15 protein-coding genes are annotated in these 16983 nt (G+C 35.0%); 11 read left to right on the top strand and 4 right to left on the bottom strand.

Annotation, left to right across the window (positions count from 1 at the left end; translation table 11 throughout):
* Positions 1 to 2: 2 nt before the first annotated feature.
* On the bottom strand, positions 3 to 1496 hold the full coding sequence (locus I3217_RS09950; protein WP_435049609.1) for a TrkH family potassium uptake protein: 1494 nt from the start codon (positions 1494 to 1496) through the stop codon (positions 3 to 5).
* Positions 1497 to 1499: 3 nt separating this feature from the next.
* On the bottom strand, positions 1500 to 2849 hold the full coding sequence (gene trkA, locus I3217_RS09955; RefSeq protein ID WP_435049610.1) for a Trk system potassium transporter TrkA: 1350 nt from the start codon (positions 2847 to 2849) through the stop codon (positions 1500 to 1502).
* Positions 2850 to 2984: 135 nt separating this feature from the next.
* On the opposite strand from trkA, the gene ubiE reads away from it, so the two are divergent.
* Positions 2985 to 3713, top strand: coding sequence for a bifunctional demethylmenaquinone methyltransferase/2-methoxy-6-polyprenyl-1,4-benzoquinol methylase UbiE (gene ubiE / locus I3217_RS09960; RefSeq protein WP_435049611.1), 729 nt, complete (start codon positions 2985 to 2987; stop codon positions 3711 to 3713).
* Between the two features lies 1 nt (position 3714).
* Positions 3715 to 4464: a porin family protein gene (locus tag I3217_RS09965; protein WP_435049612.1), complete on the top strand. Its 750-nt coding sequence runs from the start codon at positions 3715 to 3717 to the stop codon at positions 4462 to 4464.
* Here the strand turns inward: I3217_RS09965 and I3217_RS09970 are convergent.
* Complete coding sequence (locus tag I3217_RS09970; RefSeq protein ID WP_435049613.1) at positions 4451 to 5182, bottom strand: TrmH family RNA methyltransferase; 732 nt, start codon at positions 5180 to 5182, stop codon at positions 4451 to 4453. The two genes, I3217_RS09965 and I3217_RS09970, sit on opposite strands and share 14 nt — an antisense overlap.
* 106 nt (positions 5183 to 5288) lie before the next feature.
* Here I3217_RS09970 and I3217_RS09975 point away from each other — a divergent pair, with 106 nt between their 5' ends.
* From I3217_RS09975 to I3217_RS09995, 5 genes are all read left to right on the top strand, one after another.
* Positions 5289 to 7814 (top strand): BamA/TamA family outer membrane protein, encoded by a 2526-nt coding sequence (locus tag I3217_RS09975; protein WP_435049614.1) that lies wholly within the window; start codon positions 5289 to 5291, stop codon positions 7812 to 7814.
* A gap of 133 nt (positions 7815 to 7947) precedes the next feature.
* A complete protein-coding gene (fbaA, locus tag I3217_RS09980) occupies positions 7948 to 9015 on the top strand; it encodes a class II fructose-bisphosphate aldolase (RefSeq protein WP_435049615.1) in 1068 nt (355 codons plus the stop codon).
* A 240-nt stretch (positions 9016 to 9255) separates the two neighbouring features.
* A complete protein-coding gene (gene accD / locus I3217_RS09985) occupies positions 9256 to 10113 on the top strand; it encodes an acetyl-CoA carboxylase, carboxyltransferase subunit beta (protein ID WP_435049616.1) in 858 nt (285 codons plus the stop codon).
* 193 nt (positions 10114 to 10306) lie between these two features.
* Positions 10307 to 10576 (top strand): 30S ribosomal protein S15, encoded by a 270-nt coding sequence (gene rpsO / locus I3217_RS09990; protein ID WP_435049617.1) that lies wholly within the window; start codon positions 10307 to 10309, stop codon positions 10574 to 10576.
* A 148-nt stretch (positions 10577 to 10724) separates the two neighbouring features.
* On the top strand, positions 10725 to 12953 hold the full coding sequence (locus tag I3217_RS09995; protein ID WP_435049618.1) for a polyribonucleotide nucleotidyltransferase: 2229 nt from the start codon (positions 10725 to 10727) through the stop codon (positions 12951 to 12953).
* 69 nt (positions 12954 to 13022) lie between these two features.
* Here I3217_RS09995 and I3217_RS10000 read toward each other — a convergent pair whose 3' ends face one another.
* Positions 13023 to 13466, bottom strand: coding sequence for a hypothetical protein (locus I3217_RS10000; RefSeq protein WP_435049619.1), 444 nt, complete (start codon positions 13464 to 13466; stop codon positions 13023 to 13025).
* Positions 13467 to 13854: 388 nt separating this feature from the next.
* Between I3217_RS10000 and I3217_RS10005 the strand changes: the two genes are divergently transcribed.
* From I3217_RS10005 to I3217_RS10020, 4 genes are all read left to right on the top strand, one after another.
* Positions 13855 to 14229 (top strand): hypothetical protein, encoded by a 375-nt coding sequence (locus I3217_RS10005; RefSeq protein WP_435049620.1) that lies wholly within the window; start codon positions 13855 to 13857, stop codon positions 14227 to 14229.
* 94 nt (positions 14230 to 14323) lie between these two features.
* Positions 14324 to 15187, top strand: coding sequence for a sigma-70 family RNA polymerase sigma factor (locus tag I3217_RS10010; protein WP_013869172.1), 864 nt, complete (start codon positions 14324 to 14326; stop codon positions 15185 to 15187).
* 137 nt (positions 15188 to 15324) lie between these two features.
* Positions 15325 to 15987 carry a ribulose-phosphate 3-epimerase gene (gene rpe / locus I3217_RS10015; RefSeq protein WP_435049621.1) on the top strand — a complete coding sequence of 221 codons (663 nt, stop codon included), beginning with the start codon at positions 15325 to 15327 and terminating at the stop codon, positions 15985 to 15987.
* 151 nt (positions 15988 to 16138) lie between these two features.
* Positions 16139 to 16702 carry an outer membrane beta-barrel protein gene (locus I3217_RS10020; RefSeq protein ID WP_435049622.1) on the top strand — a complete coding sequence of 188 codons (564 nt, stop codon included), beginning with the start codon at positions 16139 to 16141 and terminating at the stop codon, positions 16700 to 16702.
* The last annotated feature ends 281 nt before the right edge of the window (positions 16703 to 16983 follow it).

The following is a 16983-nucleotide window of genomic DNA, read 5'->3' on the forward strand; positions in this document are numbered from 1 at the left end:
ATTTAACGATTCCTCCAAAAAAAAGGTGTCATTAAAATAAAGACAGTAAAAAGTTCCAGTCGACCTAATAACATCAAGAAACTACACCACCATTTTCCTATACCCGGCAAAGCGGCATAATTGGTTACCGGCCCAAAGTTTCCTAATGCAGGCCCGACATTACCTAAACTGGAAGCCGATAATCCTACCGCCGATTCGAAATTAATTCCGAGCATGGAAAAAACCAGGGCACCAATAATAAAAGACAGCATATACAATATAAAAAAGGCCAGTACATTAAAAACGATATCGCCAGCAACAGCCCTTTGATTATATCTTACAGGTAATACGGCATTAGGATGAAGCGACCTCTTAAATTCCATAAATCCATTCTTGATCATAATTAAATGTCGTACCACTTTTACCCCACCAGAAGTACTCCCTGCAGATCCCCCTAAAAACATTAATCCGAAAAAGAACACCACTAAAAAATGAGTCCAAAGCGTATAATCGGCACTTACAAATCCGGTAGTTGTAATTATGGTTAATACCTGAAATAAGCCATGTCTAATTGCACTTTCAGCCTTACCCCAGACCATAGGATGCTCAATAGTAGACAAAGCAAGATCGGCTCTGAAATATATAATTCCGGAAACTATAATAGTAAAGATTAAAATAAACCAGCAATACAGTTTAAACTCTTCATCCTGTAACACTTTTTGCACCCGACCTTTAAATGCAAAATAACTCAACACAAAATTAGTGCCTGCCAAAAACATAAACAGAATAATAATATACTGAATAATCGGCTGGTGATTCCAATACGCCACACTCGCATTTTTGGTTGAAAAACCTCCTGTAGACAAGGTTGCTAAAGCGTGATTTATAGCATCGAAAAACGTCATGCCCGCCAGCCACAAAAATAAAGTTTCTGCTACCGTATAACCAAAATAAATAAGCCATAAACGTTTGGCTGTGTCGGTAATTCTGGGATGTAATTTATCGGCACTAGGCCCTGGAGCTTCAGCCGCAAACAGCTGCATTCCTCCTATCCCAAGCAAAGGAAGTATGGCTATTGCTAAAACTATAATACCCATTCCTCCAATCCAATGCGTTAAACTTCTCCAGAAAAGTACCCCTTCAGGCATCGCCTCAATATCGTGTAAAATTGAAGCTCCTGTTGTGGTATAGCCAGACATGGTTTCGAAAAAAGCATCTGTAAATCCAGGAATACTATGGGTTAACACATAAGGCAAGGTTCCAGATAAAGCCATAACTATCCATCCAAAGGTTACCACAATATAACCTTCTCTTTTATTCATTTCCTTTTTATGATTTTTATTAATCAGCATAACGATGCTACCAACCATAATTGGAATTAGACCTGAAAAAAACAACTTTAGAGTTACCCCGTCCTGGCAAATTAAACTTACCAGAGCAGATAAAAGCATAAATCCGCCATTAAACAACAATAGCGAACCAAGAAAATAAAAAATGATTTTATAATTAAGTTTCATGTACTAGAGGAATAGTTTTTCTACTTGCTTTATAGATTGAGGCAAACAACAAACTACCACACGATCTCCTACCGAAATTTTAAAATCTCCTAAGGCAATTATACCTTTTCCTTTACGAATAATGCCTCCAATAATTGCTGACCTCGGAAAGTTAATGTCTTTAATTAATTTATCACAAATTAAAGATTGAGGTTTCACTTTAAACTCCAGCAATTCGGCATGCATATTGTTTAATTTGGTCATAGCAACAACATCTCCCTTTCTAATATACCTGAAGATATTATTGGCAGCCAACAGCTTTTTATTTATTAATGTATCAATCCCTATAGATTGAGACAACTCGAAATAATCCATGTTCTCTACCAAGGCTATGGTCTTTCTTACATTTTTAGACTTTGCCACAAGACAGGACATAATGTTGGTTTCAGAATTTCCGGTAACAGCAATAAAAGCATCCATATTGCTTAGATTTTCTTCTTCAAGCACATCTACATTTCGACCATCGCCGTTTATTACCAGTACTTTTGGCAATTCGTCCGCCAAATCGAATGCGCGGTCCTTATCTTTTTCAATTAATTTAACTCGAATGGAGTCGCTACTTAAATCTCTGGCCGCTTTATACCCAATTTTACTTCCGCCAAGAATCATAACATTCTTTACTTCGGTATTTTTCTTTCCTGTTAATTTACACAGTTCTTCCGCTCCCCCTTCCGAAGTTATAAACACCACATTATCGCCTTCTTTAAATACGGTATCCCCTCTTGGAATAATAGTATATTGTGTTCCGAAACGTTGAATAGCTATAGGCACAAAATGAATTTCGGGAAATATCTGCGCCGCTTCCTTGACACTTTTACCCACAAACGTTACAGTTCTTGGTAAATTTAAACCTACCATGGTAAGCGCGCCGTCTTCAAACTCGTAACTATCATTAAAAGCAGACTGATCCAGTAATAATTTAATCTCTGCTGCCGCCAGAGCTTCCGGCGAAATAAGCTCATCAATTCCAAAACGCTTAAACCCTACTTCAACACGGTGATGGATAAACTCGGTATTAGAAATTCTTGCTATAGTTTTCTTGGCACCTAATTGTTTAGCTAAAACGCAGACCGTAATATTTGTGGTTTCCGAAGCCGTAACAGCAATTACCAAATCACTTTGGGAAACCCTTGCATCCTTTAACATCGAAATAGACGTAGCATCCCCCTTCAGAACTTTTATATCTAAATGCGTATCTGCATAAATCAGACTTTCTTTATTTATGTCTATTAAAGTTATTTCCTGCGATTCGTACGACAAAAGCTTAGCCAAATGAAATCCAACCTCACCTGCACCTGCTATAATGATTTTCATGTGTGAATATTAGTAAATAGGTAAAACAAATATAAATGAAATAATAGATAATGTGACTTTTACATTTAATATAATAATTTGTTTGCAGGTTTCTTAATACATAACGAAAAACTTATATTTGCTGAAAATTCTGATTTGACAAAGGTAAACCCATATAAAGACAGCGACTTAGGAAAAAAGGAGCAGGTCACAAAAATGTTTGATACGATTTCCGGAAATTACGACGACTTAAATCGTGTTATTTCGTTTGGAATAGATATAAAATGGCGAAAAAAAGTTGTTAACCTGGTTAAAGACAACAATCCTAAAACCATATTAGACATTGCTACAGGGACCGGCGATTTAGCTATTAACCTAGCAGAAACCAAGGCCGATAAAATTATTGGTTTAGACATAAGCAGTGGTATGCTGGAAGTTGGTAAACAAAAAATTAAAGCCAAGCAACTGGAGAACACTATAGAAATGGTCTTAGGTGACTCCGAAAATATCCCGTTTCCAGACAATTCTTTCGATGCCATTACTGTAGCATTTGGTGTTCGAAATTTTGAAACACTAGAGAAAGGCCTTGCCGAAATATTACGCGTGTTAAAACCTAATGGCATTTTTGTAATACTGGAAACTTCTGTCCCTACTAAAACACCATTCAAACAAGGCTATAAATTATATACCAAAAATATTTTACCTTTAATCGGGAATCTGTTTTCTAAAGATAAAAGTGCTTATAAATATTTAAGTGACTCGGCTGCAGTTTTTCCTCATGGAGAAGCATTAAACAATATTTTAAGGAAAATCGGGTTTATTAATGTTAAAGATTTTCCACAAACATTTGGAGTGGCTACCATTTACACATCATCTAAAGAGTAATATGAAAAAAATATTCGTAATCTTATTTATTACCTTAACCAGTTATTCAGCTTCAGCCCAGTTATTTAACAAGGAAAAGATTCTGAACAACGAAAATTTTGATAAAGACAGATTTAGTTGGGGATACTTTTTAGGTTTTAATCATTACGGATTTAAAATTGATTACAAAGAAGAATTAACCGATGCCAATGGCAGAGATGTAACCGATATACAAATAAAGACCAAATTAGGTTTTAGCGTTGGGCTTTTAGGTAATATGCGCATAAACGACTACCTCGATCTGCGCTTCGAGCCGGGACTTTATATTAGTAACAGAGAACTTATTTTTCCTGAAGAAAATTTTCAGGCTTTAGGAATTTCTTATAACGAAACCTATTTACATCGAGAAGTAAAGTCTACTTATGTGCACTTCCCGTTATTAGTAAAATTTTCAGCCAAACGTCTAAACAACTTTAAACCATTTGTTGTTGGTGGATTTTCAACCTCTTTAAATTTAAACAGTAATCAGGATAACCCGAACGATAACAGCAATGGGCAGTTTAGAATGAAAAAGAGCACTTTTTATTACGAATTAGGTGTTGGGATAGACTTTTATCTTCATTACTTTAAATTTACACCATCCATTCGTGGTGTATTTGCTTTAAATGATGAATTAGTTCCAGACAATGCTGTAGATGGCGCCAGCCCATGGACCGATAATATTGAAAGTCTTAAAACACGTGGTGTGTTTATTAACTTTACATTTCAATAGAACGCCTTTTAAATTCACTTAGTAAAATTGACGTTGCGGTAGCGACATTCAAACTTTCCGTGGCCTGCAACTGGCCAAATCGGGGAATTGCTATTTTATTGGTTATAACTTGCTCTATTTCCGGTGCCACACCATTGGCTTCATTGCCCATAACCAAAATACCTTTCTCTGGAAGGTCAGCCTTGTAAACGTTATCACCATCCATAAAAGCGCCAAAAACAGGTAAGTCGGTATCTGTTAAATAACTTTCAAGATTTAAATACGAAATATTCACTCGTGTAATAGACCCCATTGTAGCCTGTACCACTTTAGGGTTAAAACAATCTACAGTTCCGGTGTTACAAATTAAATCTTCAATACCAAACCAGTCGCATAACCTTATAATTGTTCCTAAATTTCCAGGATCGCGAACATTATCTAAAGCCACACAAAGCTTATTGGAATTAATGGCTTTAACTTCCGGCATTTCGAATATTGCCAGCGCCTGATTAGGAGTCGTTAAAAAACTAATGCGTTTTAAATCGGATTCACTAATAACTGTTTCTAAAGTTTCACCTATATAAAAAGACTCAGTAGTATATAGGTGATACAATTTAAACGGCGAATTTAAAAGTTCTTTAATAGCTTTAATGCCTTCTACAACAAACAAATTAGAGTCCTGTCTGTGCTTTTTTTGCTTTAACTTGCCAATTAATTTTATTTGATTTTTTGATAACATTCAAATAGTGTATTTTTGATTTTGTAAGTAACAATTAGCCGTTTACTTCGTACTATTGCAAACTTAAAACAAGACTTTAAATTTTTCTAATTTCTTTATTGTATTCTTGAAACACGGGCTCCCAAAAATAGTGTTATTTATTGTAATAACAGGTTTAATAACCGCTTGTAATTCGATAAAACGAGTTGGAGAGGACCAACACCTTTTAGTTAAAAACACCATTTATATAGACAGTGTAAAAAACAAATCGGAAACTATTGAAAATTTACTGTATCAGGAACCGAACAAGAAACTTCTGGGTTTACCAATACGGCTTTACATTTATAATTTAGCCCGACCGAATATAGATTCAATCATTAGTGCCGAACTGAATAAAAGCGAAAAACACCGCAAACGTCTGGAACGGTTTCTATCTAAAAAACAATTATTTAAATATCTGGAAGCCCGAATAGGCTTTAATTCCTGGCTTAAAACCACAGGAGAAGCACCTTCAATATTCAACCAGACTCGAGCAGAAAAATCGGTTAAACGCCTGGAGGATTACTACGTTAATAATGGTTGGTTTGATGTTTCTGCCAAATATGACACCATAATTACCAGCCCCAAAAAGACCGAAGTAGAATATCACGTTACGCTGGGCACTCCCTTTAAAATAGACAGCTTATCCACTAAAATCATGTCGCCTGTAGTAGACTCCATTTATAACCAATTTAAAAATAGATCTTTTATAAAATCGGGAGAACGCTACACTACAGATAATTTTGAAGCCGAACGCGACAGAATTACAAGCAGTTTAAGAAATCATGGTATCTATCAATTCAGTCAGGATTATGTTATCTTCCAGGTAGACACGATTAACACCAATAAAAAGATGAATGTTGAAGTTCAGATTAAGAACTACAACAAACGTAACCAGGATTCTACCCGTAGGGAACCATTTAAAATTTATAAAATAAAAGAGGTAAATATTTACACCGACTCCTCGAACGAAAATCGCGATTTACCAATCCAGGATTCCACAACATACAGAGGCTATCATTTGTATAGTGTAGAGAAGATGGCCTTTAAACCAAAGGCTCTGACTGATGCCATTTTTATAAGTCCGGGAAACATTTTCCGAGATATTGATCGTACACGAACTTACAAACATATAAGTGAATTACGAACATTTAAATATCCTGAAGTTCGCTATATTGAAAATCCGGATACAACGCTTACGGCAAATGTCTATTTAACCCCTTTAAAAAAGTTCAATCTGGGCTTTAGTACGGAGGTCTCTACAAGTAATATTCAAATTATAGGATTTTCTGCAAACCCAAGTTTACTAGCCCGAAACATTTTTAGAGGAGCAGAAACTTTGGAATTATCTGGTTTTGCCTCCATAGGATCTTCTAAGGATGCAAACGATAATCAGGATCGTTTTTTCGACATTAACGAAGTTGGAGCTGACTTAAAACTTACTATCCCCAGAATATTTTTACCTTTTAACACCGATAGTCTTATCCCAAAAACCATGTCGCCTACCACTAAAATAGGGCTTTCCATTGCCAGTCAGAAAAATGTAGGTTTAGACAAGCGCTCGTTTACCGGAGCGCTAAATTACAACTGGAAACCAACAAGACGTGTTAGCAAATCTCTGGAATTATTTAGTGCGCAATACGTTCGTAATCTAAACCCAGATAATTATTTTAATGTGTATAGCACCTCGTATAACACATTAAACAATATTGCACACGACATTAATTATATACCGCGAGACGAAGATTTAACAAGACCCGAAGGTACAGACCAGTTTATAGACGAAGTATTAAGTCCTAATCCTCCGAATGGGATATCAGACGACCAAATTCAAACCGTTAATAATATTGATGAACGAAAAATTCGACTTACGGAAAACAACCTTATTGTTTCAAGCGCCTTCACCTATATACGGGATAGCAGACGTAATGTTGCCGACGAAGATTTTTACATCTTTCGTTGTCGATTAGAATCAGCCGGTAACTTACTTGCTCTTGGCTCCAAGGTATTCAATCAATCAAGTAACAGCGACGGACGCTACGAAATCTTTAACGTCGCCTATTCCCAATACTTTAAAACCGAACTGGATTTTACCAAACACTGGGATCTAGGACACAAAAACATTCTGGCGGTACGCAGCTTTTTCGGAATTGCCATTCCTTACGGCAACTCGCCAAACATACCGTTCTCTAAGAGTTTCTTTGCCGGAGGAGCGAACGACAACCGTGCCTGGACGGCTTACGACCTAGGACCGGGAAGCTCACAAAGTAAAGACGACTTTAACGAGGCAAACCTAAAACTTGCTCTTAATATTGAACACCGTTTTAATGTATACGAAGATTTATACGGTGCCTTGTTTATAGATATCGGTAACATCTGGAATGTTTTCGATAATGTACAGGAACCTGGTGCTACTTTCGAAAATTTCAAATCCCTAAAAGACTTGGCTGTTGGTTCCGGATTTGGTTTGCGTTACGATTTTAGTTTTCTGGTTTTCCGATTCGATATTGGCTTTAAAACTTACAATCCGGCCTACCCAGACAACAAACGCTGGCTTAACGACTTCAATTTTGGAAATGCCGTTTATAACGTCGGTATAAACTATCCATTCTAAGCACTACTCCGCTATTCAAAATTTAAAACGATTTCGTATTTTTAAGGGTTTTATAAGATTAAAACTGCAAAAAATTACTTAAAAAAGTATTACTTTTGAATAAATTCAAACATAAACAATAAATAAGAAAATTATGGGACACAATATTAAACCAGGAGTAGCAACTGGAAAAGAAGTTCAAGAAATATTCAATTATGCCAAAGAAAAAGGATTTGCACTTCCTGCTGTAAACGTAATCGGATCTAACACTATAAATGGTGTTTTAGAAACAGCAAGAGACTTAAACGCTCCCGTAATTATTCAGTTTTCTAATGGTGGTGCTGTATTTAACGCTGGAAAAGGGTTAAGCAACGAAAACCAGAAAGCAGCTGTTGCCGGTGCTGTAGCCGGTGCAAAACATGTGCATTTAATGGCTGAAGCTTACGGCGTGCCTGTAATTTTACATACAGACCACTGTGCTAAAAAACTTTTACCTTGGATTGACGGTATGTTAGAAGCGAGTGAAAAACACTTTGAAGAAACTGGAAAGCCATTATTTAGTTCTCACATGATTGATTTAAGTGAAGAACCAATCGAAGAAAACATCGAAATCTGTAAGCAATACCTATCAAGAATGAGCAAAATGGGTATGACACTTGAAATAGAATTAGGTATTACTGGTGGTGAAGAAGATGGTGTGGATAACAGCGATGTAGACGAATCTAAATTATACACACAACCAGAAGAAGTAGCTTATGCTTATGAAGAATTAAGCAAAGTAAGTCCTCAATTTACTATTGCAGCTGCCTTTGGTAACGTACACGGTGTATACAAACCTGGAAACGTAAAATTAACCCCGAAAATCCTTAAAAACTCTCAGGAGTATATTTCAGAGAAATACGGTGTAGAACACAACCATATCGACTTTGTATTCCATGGTGGTTCTGGGTCTTCTGTTGAAGAAATCAGAGAAGGTATCAGCTATGGTGTAATTAAAATGAATATCGACACCGACATGCAATTTGCATTTATGAGTGGTATTCGCGATTACATGACTGAAAAAGCAGACTATTTAAAAACACAAATCGGAAGTCCTGAAGGTCCTGAGGCTCCAAATAAAAAATATTACGACCCTAGAGTTTGGTTAAGAAAAGGTGAAGAAACCTTTGTAACTCGATTAAAACAAGCATTTGAAGATTTAAATAATGTTAACACATTATAAAATAAATCTTAGCGTTTTGCTAAAATTAAAAACAAAGTTTTAATTTTGACCCCAGCAAATTGATTTAATTTAACACGCGTTTATAGATAATTAACTTATCTTTAATTTGTTAGACTATCAATTGTAAAAAAACAACTAAGGTAAATGTATAATTTCCTTTACATTTACCTTAGTTACAAACGCTAAACAAAACATTTTTAGGCATCCCCAATAGCTTAAAAACTAAAAAATAAAATCAATATGTCTTGGTTTAAAAGAAAAACAAAAGGAATAACAACCACAACTCAAGAAAAAAAAGACACTCCTAAAGGGTTATGGTACAAGTCTCCGACAGGTAAAATTGTAGATACCGAAGAATTAGAGCAAAACTTTTATGTAAGTCCGGAAGATGGATATCACGTAAGAATCGGGAGTAAAGAATATTTCGAAATACTTTTCGATGACAATACCTTCAAAGAATTAGATGCCGATTTAACATCTAAAGACCCTCTAAAATTTGTTGATACAAAAAAATATCCTGATCGTTTAAAAGCTGCTCAGGAAAAAACCAAATTAAAAGATGCAGTAAGAACAGCTGTAGGTAAATCTAAAGGTAAAGATTTAGTAGTTGCCTGTATGGATTTCGCTTTTATTGGTGGTTCTATGGGTAGTGTTGTAGGAGAGAAAATTGCACGTGCTGCAGATTATGCCCTGAAAAAGAAAATTCCTTTAATGATTATCTCCAAATCAGGAGGTGCCCGTATGATGGAAGCGGCCTTATCTTTAATGCAGTTAGCCAAGACTTCGGTTAAACTGGCCCAGTTAGCAGATGCAGGCATTCCTTATATTTCATTATGTACAGACCCTACAACTGGAGGAACAACAGCGTCTTTCGCTATGTTAGGCGATATAAACATTAGTGAACCAGGAGCATTAATTGGATTTGCTGGACCTAGAATTGTTAGAGATACCACAGGAAAAGAACTTCCTGAAGGCTTTCAAACTGCAGAATTTTTACTGGAACACGGCTTCCTGGATTTCATTACACACCGTAGAGATTTAAAGAACAAAGTAAACTTATATATTGATTTAATTTCAAATCAACCATTAAGAGCTTAAAACAAAATATCGTATAGGCTAGACCTATAGCAATACATCTCGTAATTCGAGTAAAAAGAGACTATTTCGTCTCTTTTTTTTATAGCATTCATAAAAGATTGCCAATATAATTTTTAAATGATATAATATTCATATATTTGCCGCTTGAAAGAGAACCTTTCATGTACATAAAAATCATTTAAATAATATTGGAATGTATTTAACAAAAGAAACTAAAGAAGAGATTTTCTCAAAACACGGTAAAGGAAAGAACGATACAGGTTCTGCAGAAGGTCAAATCGCGTTATTTACGCACAGAATTAATCACTTAACAGAACACTTAAAAAAGAATCGTAAAGATTATAACACTGAGCGTTCATTAGTAAAATTAGTAGGTAAGCGTAGAGCTTTGCTTGATTACTTAACTAAGAAGGATATCTTAAGATACCGTGCTATCGTTAAAGAATTAGGATTAAGAAAATAATAAAAGAGAGGCTTTATGCCTCTTTTTTTAGTTAATACCCCTCTGTAAAAGAGAAAAAAATAAAAAGCTGTTTCATAGTTTTTCATTGGTCAACACACAACAACGACAACAACACAACGACCATTGTTTAATTAGAATTAAAAAATTTATGATTCCAAAAACATTTAAAGAGGTCATAGACCTTGGTGATGGTAGAGAAATCTCTATCGAAACCGGAAAATTAGCAAAACAAGCTCACGGGTCTGTTGTGGTACAATCTGGAAACTGTATGTTATTATGTACTGTAGTATCCAATTATCAGCAAAGCGATGTTGACTTTTTACCTTTAACAGTAGATTACAGAGAAAAATTTGCAGCAGCTGGACGTTATCCTGGAGGATTCTTTAAAAGAGAAGCCAGACCTAGTGACGGAGAAGTTTTAACCATGCGTTTAGTAGACCGTGTGTTACGCCCATTATTCCCTAAAGATTACCACAGCGAAACTCAGGTGATGATTCAGTTAATGTCTCACGATTCTGAAGTTATGCCTGACGCTATGGCTGGTTTAGCTGCTTCTGCTGCGATTCAATTAAGTGATATTCCTTTCGAAACTCCAATTTCCGAAGTACGTGTTGGTCGTATTAACGGCGAATTCATCATCAACCCATCTTTATCGCAGTTAGAAGAAAGTGATATCGATATGGTTATTGGTGCATCTGCCGACTCTGTAATGATGGTAGAAGGTGAAATGAAAGAGATTTCAGAAGAAGAAATGACCGAAGCTATTAAGTTTGCTCACGAAGCTATTCGCGTACAATGTCAGGCACAGCTTAAATTAGCTGAAGCTTTTGGTAAAAAAGAAACTCGTGAGTACGAGCCAGAACGCGCTGATGAAGATTTAGCGAAAAAGATTCACGATATGGCATACGACAAAGTGTATGCTGTAGCAAAAGCAGGATCTTCTAAACATGAAAGAGGTGCTGCGTTTGCAGAAATTAAAGAAGAAATTATCGCTTCATTCTCTGAAGAAGAACAAGAAGAATTCGGTGATTTAATTTCAAAATACTACAGCAAAGCTGAAAAGAATGCTGTTAGAGACTTAACATTAAACGAAGGTTTACGTTTAGACGGACGTAAAACTACAGATATCAGACCAATTTGGTGTGAAGTTGATTATTTACCATCTACGCATGGGTCTTCAATCTTTACTCGTGGGGAAACTCAAGCATTGGCTACAGTAACATTAGGAACTTCTAGAGAAGCTAACATGATTGATATGCCTTCTTTTGAAGGAGAAGAACGTTTCTACTTACATTACAACTTCCCTCCTTTCTCAACAGGTGAAGCTAGACCAATCCGTGGAACATCTCGTCGTGAGGTAGGACATGGTAACTTAGCACAACGTGCATTAAAAGGTATGGTACCTGCAGATTGTCCTTACACAGTACGTGTGGTATCTGAGGTTTTAGAATCTAACGGTTCTTCTTCAATGGCAACTGTTTGTGCCGGCACTATGGCACTTATGGATGCTGGTGTACAATTAACTAAACCAGTTTCTGGTATCGCTATGGGATTAATTTCTGATGCTGAAACAGGTAAATACGCTGTATTATCAGATATCTTAGGTGATGAAGACCACTTAGGTGACATGGACTTTAAAGTAACTGGTACTGAAGATGGTATTACTGCTTGTCAAATGGATATTAAAGTTAAAGGGTTATCATACGAAATTCTTGTTAATGCTTTAAAACAAGCGCGTGACGGTCGTTTACATATATTAGGAAAAATTACTGACACAATCGCTACACCTAACAGCGATGTTAAAGCGCATGCTCCTAAAATGATTACCAGAACTATTCCTAACGAATTTATTGGCGCATTAATTGGTCCTGGAGGAAAAGTAATTCAGGAGTTACAAAAAGAAACTGGAACAACCATCGTAATTAACGAAGATCCAGTTACTGAAGAAGGTATTGTTGAAATATTAGGTACCGGTCAGGAAGGTATCGATAAAGTATTAGCTAAAATCGATTCTTTATTATTTAAACCACAAGTTGGTGAAGTTTACGAGGTAAAAGTGATTAAAATGCTTGATTTCGGAGCGGTTGTAGAATATACAAAAGCCCCTGGAAACGAAGTATTATTACACGTAAGTGAATTAGCCTGGGAACGCACTGAAAACGTTTCAGACGTTGTAAATATGGGAGATGTATTTGAAGTGAAATACTTTGGTACAGACCCTAAAACACGTAAAGAAAAAGTATCTCGTAAAGCGATTTTACCAAAACCAGAAGGTTATGTAGCTCGCCCACCAAGAGATAATAAAGGTGGCAACAGAGATAACAGAAATCGTGACAACCGTCGTGATGACAGAAAACCAAGAGAAAAAAGAGATTAATTTCTTTTTAGCACTCCATAATAAAAAATCCCGTAAAGTAACATTACGGGATTTTTTTATACGATTTGCTCAAGGCCCTATTTCTAAAGTATATCTTTTTCTTATACTACCAATAGGACACAAATCTAAATCAATATTTACTTCATCATCTTCGTAAGGTTCCACCACGAGACTAATGTATATATTGAATTGCCCTTTTCTAAGTGTAATGCCTTCAAAAATCACATAACGACCATCAAAACTTACATTTATACCTTCTGGCAGATTTTCTTCTACATAAAAATTATAGTAATAACCGTCATCATCTGGATCGTTACTCACAGAAGCTTTAAGCTCATCGTAATAATATTTTCCAGTATGCCCTGGCTTGAGTAGTTTATCTGGTAATTCAGTTGATTTGCGAACTATACAATCCGTTAAATCTAAATTAATCTCATCGCAACTAAACAATAAGAGCCCTAGTAGAACCAATATCTGTTTTGTATTATACTGAACCAAACAACTAAAACACATTAACGTTTAATTTATAATAACATTAATTCCTATTCAACAACAACTCATACAACAACCAAAGCCAATTATAAGTCAAATGCTTTTATTGTAACATCTACCTCTATATGCGTATATTTTAAAAAACAATCTCTATCGATAAAACTGTTCTTTAGTAGTTCGTCTATAGGCTACATTTAAATTAATAAATAAATTGATTCCGTTTTATACAATTTTCAATATTATAAACTATAATAATTCTGACATTTATAACCTTACAGTAGGGGCCTCATAAAAATATCTTCCAAAAATTCCAGAACCAAACCGTTCCATTTCTCTGAAAGATTTTTACACAAATGTTAAACCTCCGATAAAACTAGGATTTTCAAATATTTTAAGTATATTATAAGTTATGATTCAAGAAGATAAACACAAATATTCAGACATTATTAAAAACTCCATTCAGTATTTAGAAAATCATGGTTTTGAAAATATAAAGGTGGACTTTCAAGGCTATGACACGCCTAAATCTTATATTCAGTCAGGAACCAACATTTCTATAACACCTGATTTAGTAGCGGAAAAAGAAGGTCGAAAACATATTTTTGATATCGGTTTAAAATCGGCTAAGCCAAACCTACTAAAATCAAAATGGCTTTTTTTGAACACGTTAAGCAACCTAAAGTCGCACCGTTTCAAGTTAATTACAACACGAGGACACTATAAATTTACCTACGGCCTATTAGAAGATATTAACCTAAACCATAAAAATCTTATTAAAATTTAAAAATATAGAGCTATAGCTGTAACATTTTTTGTAATTCTTACGTATAACTAGTTACAAAGGAGTATTCACTTAATTATTTACAGGAGAACTTTACATGAGACAACTTAAAATTACGAAGCAGGTTACAAACAGAGAAACAGCTTCGCTAGATAAATATCTTCAAGAAATTGGAAAAGTTGACTTAATTACCGCAGATGAAGAAGTAGAATTAGCACAACGCATTAAAGCCGGTGATCAAGTGGCTTTAGAAAAGTTAACGAAAGCTAATTTACGTTTTGTGGTTTCGGTAGCAAAGCAATATCAAAATCAGGGGTTAACCTTACCTGATTTAATTAATGAAGGAAATTTAGGTTTAATAAAGGCAGCACAGCGTTTTGATGAAACCCGTGGGTTCAAATTTATATCGTACGCCGTATGGTGGATACGTCAGTCTATATTACAGGCCTTGGCAGAACAATCGAGAATTGTGCGTTTACCATTGAACAAAATAGGTTCTATTAATAAAATTAATAAAACATTTGCATTTTTAGAACAAGCGCATGAACGTCCACCAAGTGCAGAAGAAATTGCAAAGGAATTAGACATGACTATTAACGATGTTAAAGAGTCTATGAAGAATTCTGGTCGCCATGTAAGTATGGATGCACCTCTTGTTGAAGGTGAAGACTCTAACTTATACGATGTATTAAACAGTGGAGAATCTCCTAACCCGGACCGTGAATTATTACATGAGTCTTTACGTACTGAAATTGAGCGTGCCTTAGAAACCTTAACACCTCGTGAAGCTGATGTGATTCGTTTATATTTCGGATTAGGCAATCAACACCCGATGACGTTAGAAGAAATTGGTGAAACATTCGATTTAACACGTGAACGTGTAAGACAAATTAAAGAAAAAGCAATTCGTAGATTAAAACACACCTCTAGAAGTAAAATTTTAAAAACATATTTAGGATAATCCTAAGACCAGTAACAACAGTTTAAGCTCTCTAAAGAGCGCAAAATAACTGTTCGTTTTTTGATTGATGAAAGAACCCTCGGCTGATTACCGAGGGTTCATTTTTTTGTAGTACTTTTGAAAAAACTTAAAAAATAATGAGTTCAAAATTAATAGCCCCTTCGTTATTAGCTGCCGATTTTGGCAACCTGCAACGCGATATCGAAATGGTAAACACCAGTGATGCCGACTGGTTTCACATAGACATCATGGACGGTGTTTTTGTACCGAATATTTCTTATGGTATGCCTGTTTTAGAAGCCATTGCCAAACACGCAACAAAAACTTTAGATATCCATTTAATGATTGTAGATCCTGACCGATACATTAAAACATTTGCCCAACTTGGTGCGAATGTATTAACGGTTCACTACGAGGCTTGCAACCATTTACATCGCACTTTACAAGCTATTAAAGCCGAGGGTATGAAAGCAGGTGTAGCTTTAAATCCGCACACAAGTATTTCTGTTTTGGAAGAAATCATAACGGATATTGACGTCGTACTTATCATGAGTGTGAATCCTGGTTTTGGAGGCCAGAGTTTTATTGAGAATACTTACAATAAAATAACAAAACTTAAACAATTAATCTCAGACAAAGGGGCAAATACCCTAATTGAAATTGATGGTGGCGTAAGCGATAAAAACGCTAAACAACTTGTAGACTCAGGGGCTGATGTATTAGTTGCCGGTAGTTTTGTTTTTAAAAGCAACAATCAAAAACAAACCATTTCAAACATTAAAGACCTCATAAATAATTAATCTTCAATTATTTCAATAAGTAATTAATTTTGTTTATGTTAGCTTAATGTAATATAGACATATTAACCCAAAAAAGAATCTAATTATCTAAAAACCAAAATTAAACTTCCTTAATAAATTTTTAAACCTTAATTTTATTAAAAAATTTAATATGAAAAAGATTACAGCTATACTACTATTCTTAATGTGCAGTACTGCCGCTTTTAGTCAATATCGTGGATACGATGAATGGGTTGCCAGTGCAGGTATCAATATACTTGACAATAGTGCTTTTAGAGACCCTATAAAAGGTTCTGAACGCTGGAACTTTAAAAATCCATTTACCTTCGGAATTGAATATAAATTTGATGAGCATTGGGCTATCCACGGACAGCTGAGTTTCAACGGTATCGATCGTGCATATGAAAAAGGTGTAGGTTGGATAGAAGGCGATGAAACTTATGTATCATTTGATCTTAATGGTAAATTTTATTTTGGACAATATATCTGGGATAATGAAGATATTCAGTTATACTCAGGGTTAGGATTTGGTGTATTTGATGTTGGTCCTGACACAAACGGCTCTATCGACTTTAATTTAGGAATGCGTTTTTGGTTTACTCCGGAATTTGGTGCACGTATTCAAAGTTTATCTAAATTTGCATTTAATGCGAATGATAAAATATATGCCAATAACAATTTTATACACAGTTTAGAATTATTATATAGATTCTAAACATCACTCAATAACAATTATAAAAGCTCTTAATTTTTAAGAGCTTTTTTTATACTAAAAACCTTTTTCTTGGTTTCCTTTAACATGTAATAAATCTTCTAAATTTTAATACTTATTTTTCTGCATGTATTAAAGGCTTACCTTTTTTCCATAAATAGATATTCTAGTTTATAATAGAACCTTATATTATCATAAAGACTACTATCTTAAAACGTGAAATGAAGAACCAGATTAAAAATAAAAAAAGAGACTCCTGAGTCTCTTTTTTTATTTTTATATAA

This window comes from Formosa sp. S-31 (genome assembly GCF_051172795.1).
Lineage (GTDB): Bacteria > Bacteroidota > Bacteroidia > Flavobacteriales > Flavobacteriaceae > Formosa.

Excerpts from the sequence above, each read along its gene's own strand:
- I3217_RS09950 (WP_435049609.1), bottom strand. The coding sequence starts at position 1,496 with ATGAAACTTAATTATAAAATCATTTTTTATTTTCTTGGTTCGCTATTG.
- trkA (WP_435049610.1), bottom strand. The coding sequence starts at position 2,849 with ATGAAAATCATTATAGCAGGTGCAGGTGAGGTTGGATTTCATTTGGCT.
- I3217_RS09965 (WP_435049612.1), top strand. The coding sequence starts at position 3,715 with ATGAAAAAAATATTCGTAATCTTATTTATTACCTTAACCAGTTATTCA.
- I3217_RS09970 (WP_435049613.1), bottom strand. The coding sequence starts at position 5,182 with ATGTTATCAAAAAATCAAATAAAATTAATTGGCAAGTTAAAGCAAAAA.
- fbaA (WP_435049615.1), top strand. The coding sequence starts at position 7,948 with ATGGGACACAATATTAAACCAGGAGTAGCAACTGGAAAAGAAGTTCAA.
- accD (WP_435049616.1), top strand. The coding sequence starts at position 9,256 with ATGTCTTGGTTTAAAAGAAAAACAAAAGGAATAACAACCACAACTCAA.
- rpsO (WP_435049617.1), top strand. The coding sequence starts at position 10,307 with ATGTATTTAACAAAAGAAACTAAAGAAGAGATTTTCTCAAAACACGGT.
- I3217_RS09995 (WP_435049618.1), top strand. The coding sequence starts at position 10,725 with ATGATTCCAAAAACATTTAAAGAGGTCATAGACCTTGGTGATGGTAGA.
- I3217_RS10000 (WP_435049619.1), bottom strand. The coding sequence starts at position 13,466 with ATGTGTTTTAGTTGTTTGGTTCAGTATAATACAAAACAGATATTGGTT.
- I3217_RS10005 (WP_435049620.1), top strand. The coding sequence starts at position 13,855 with ATGATTCAAGAAGATAAACACAAATATTCAGACATTATTAAAAACTCC.
- I3217_RS10010 (WP_013869172.1), top strand. The coding sequence starts at position 14,324 with ATGAGACAACTTAAAATTACGAAGCAGGTTACAAACAGAGAAACAGCT.
- rpe (WP_435049621.1), top strand. The coding sequence starts at position 15,325 with ATGAGTTCAAAATTAATAGCCCCTTCGTTATTAGCTGCCGATTTTGGC.
- I3217_RS10020 (WP_435049622.1), top strand. The coding sequence starts at position 16,139 with ATGAAAAAGATTACAGCTATACTACTATTCTTAATGTGCAGTACTGCC.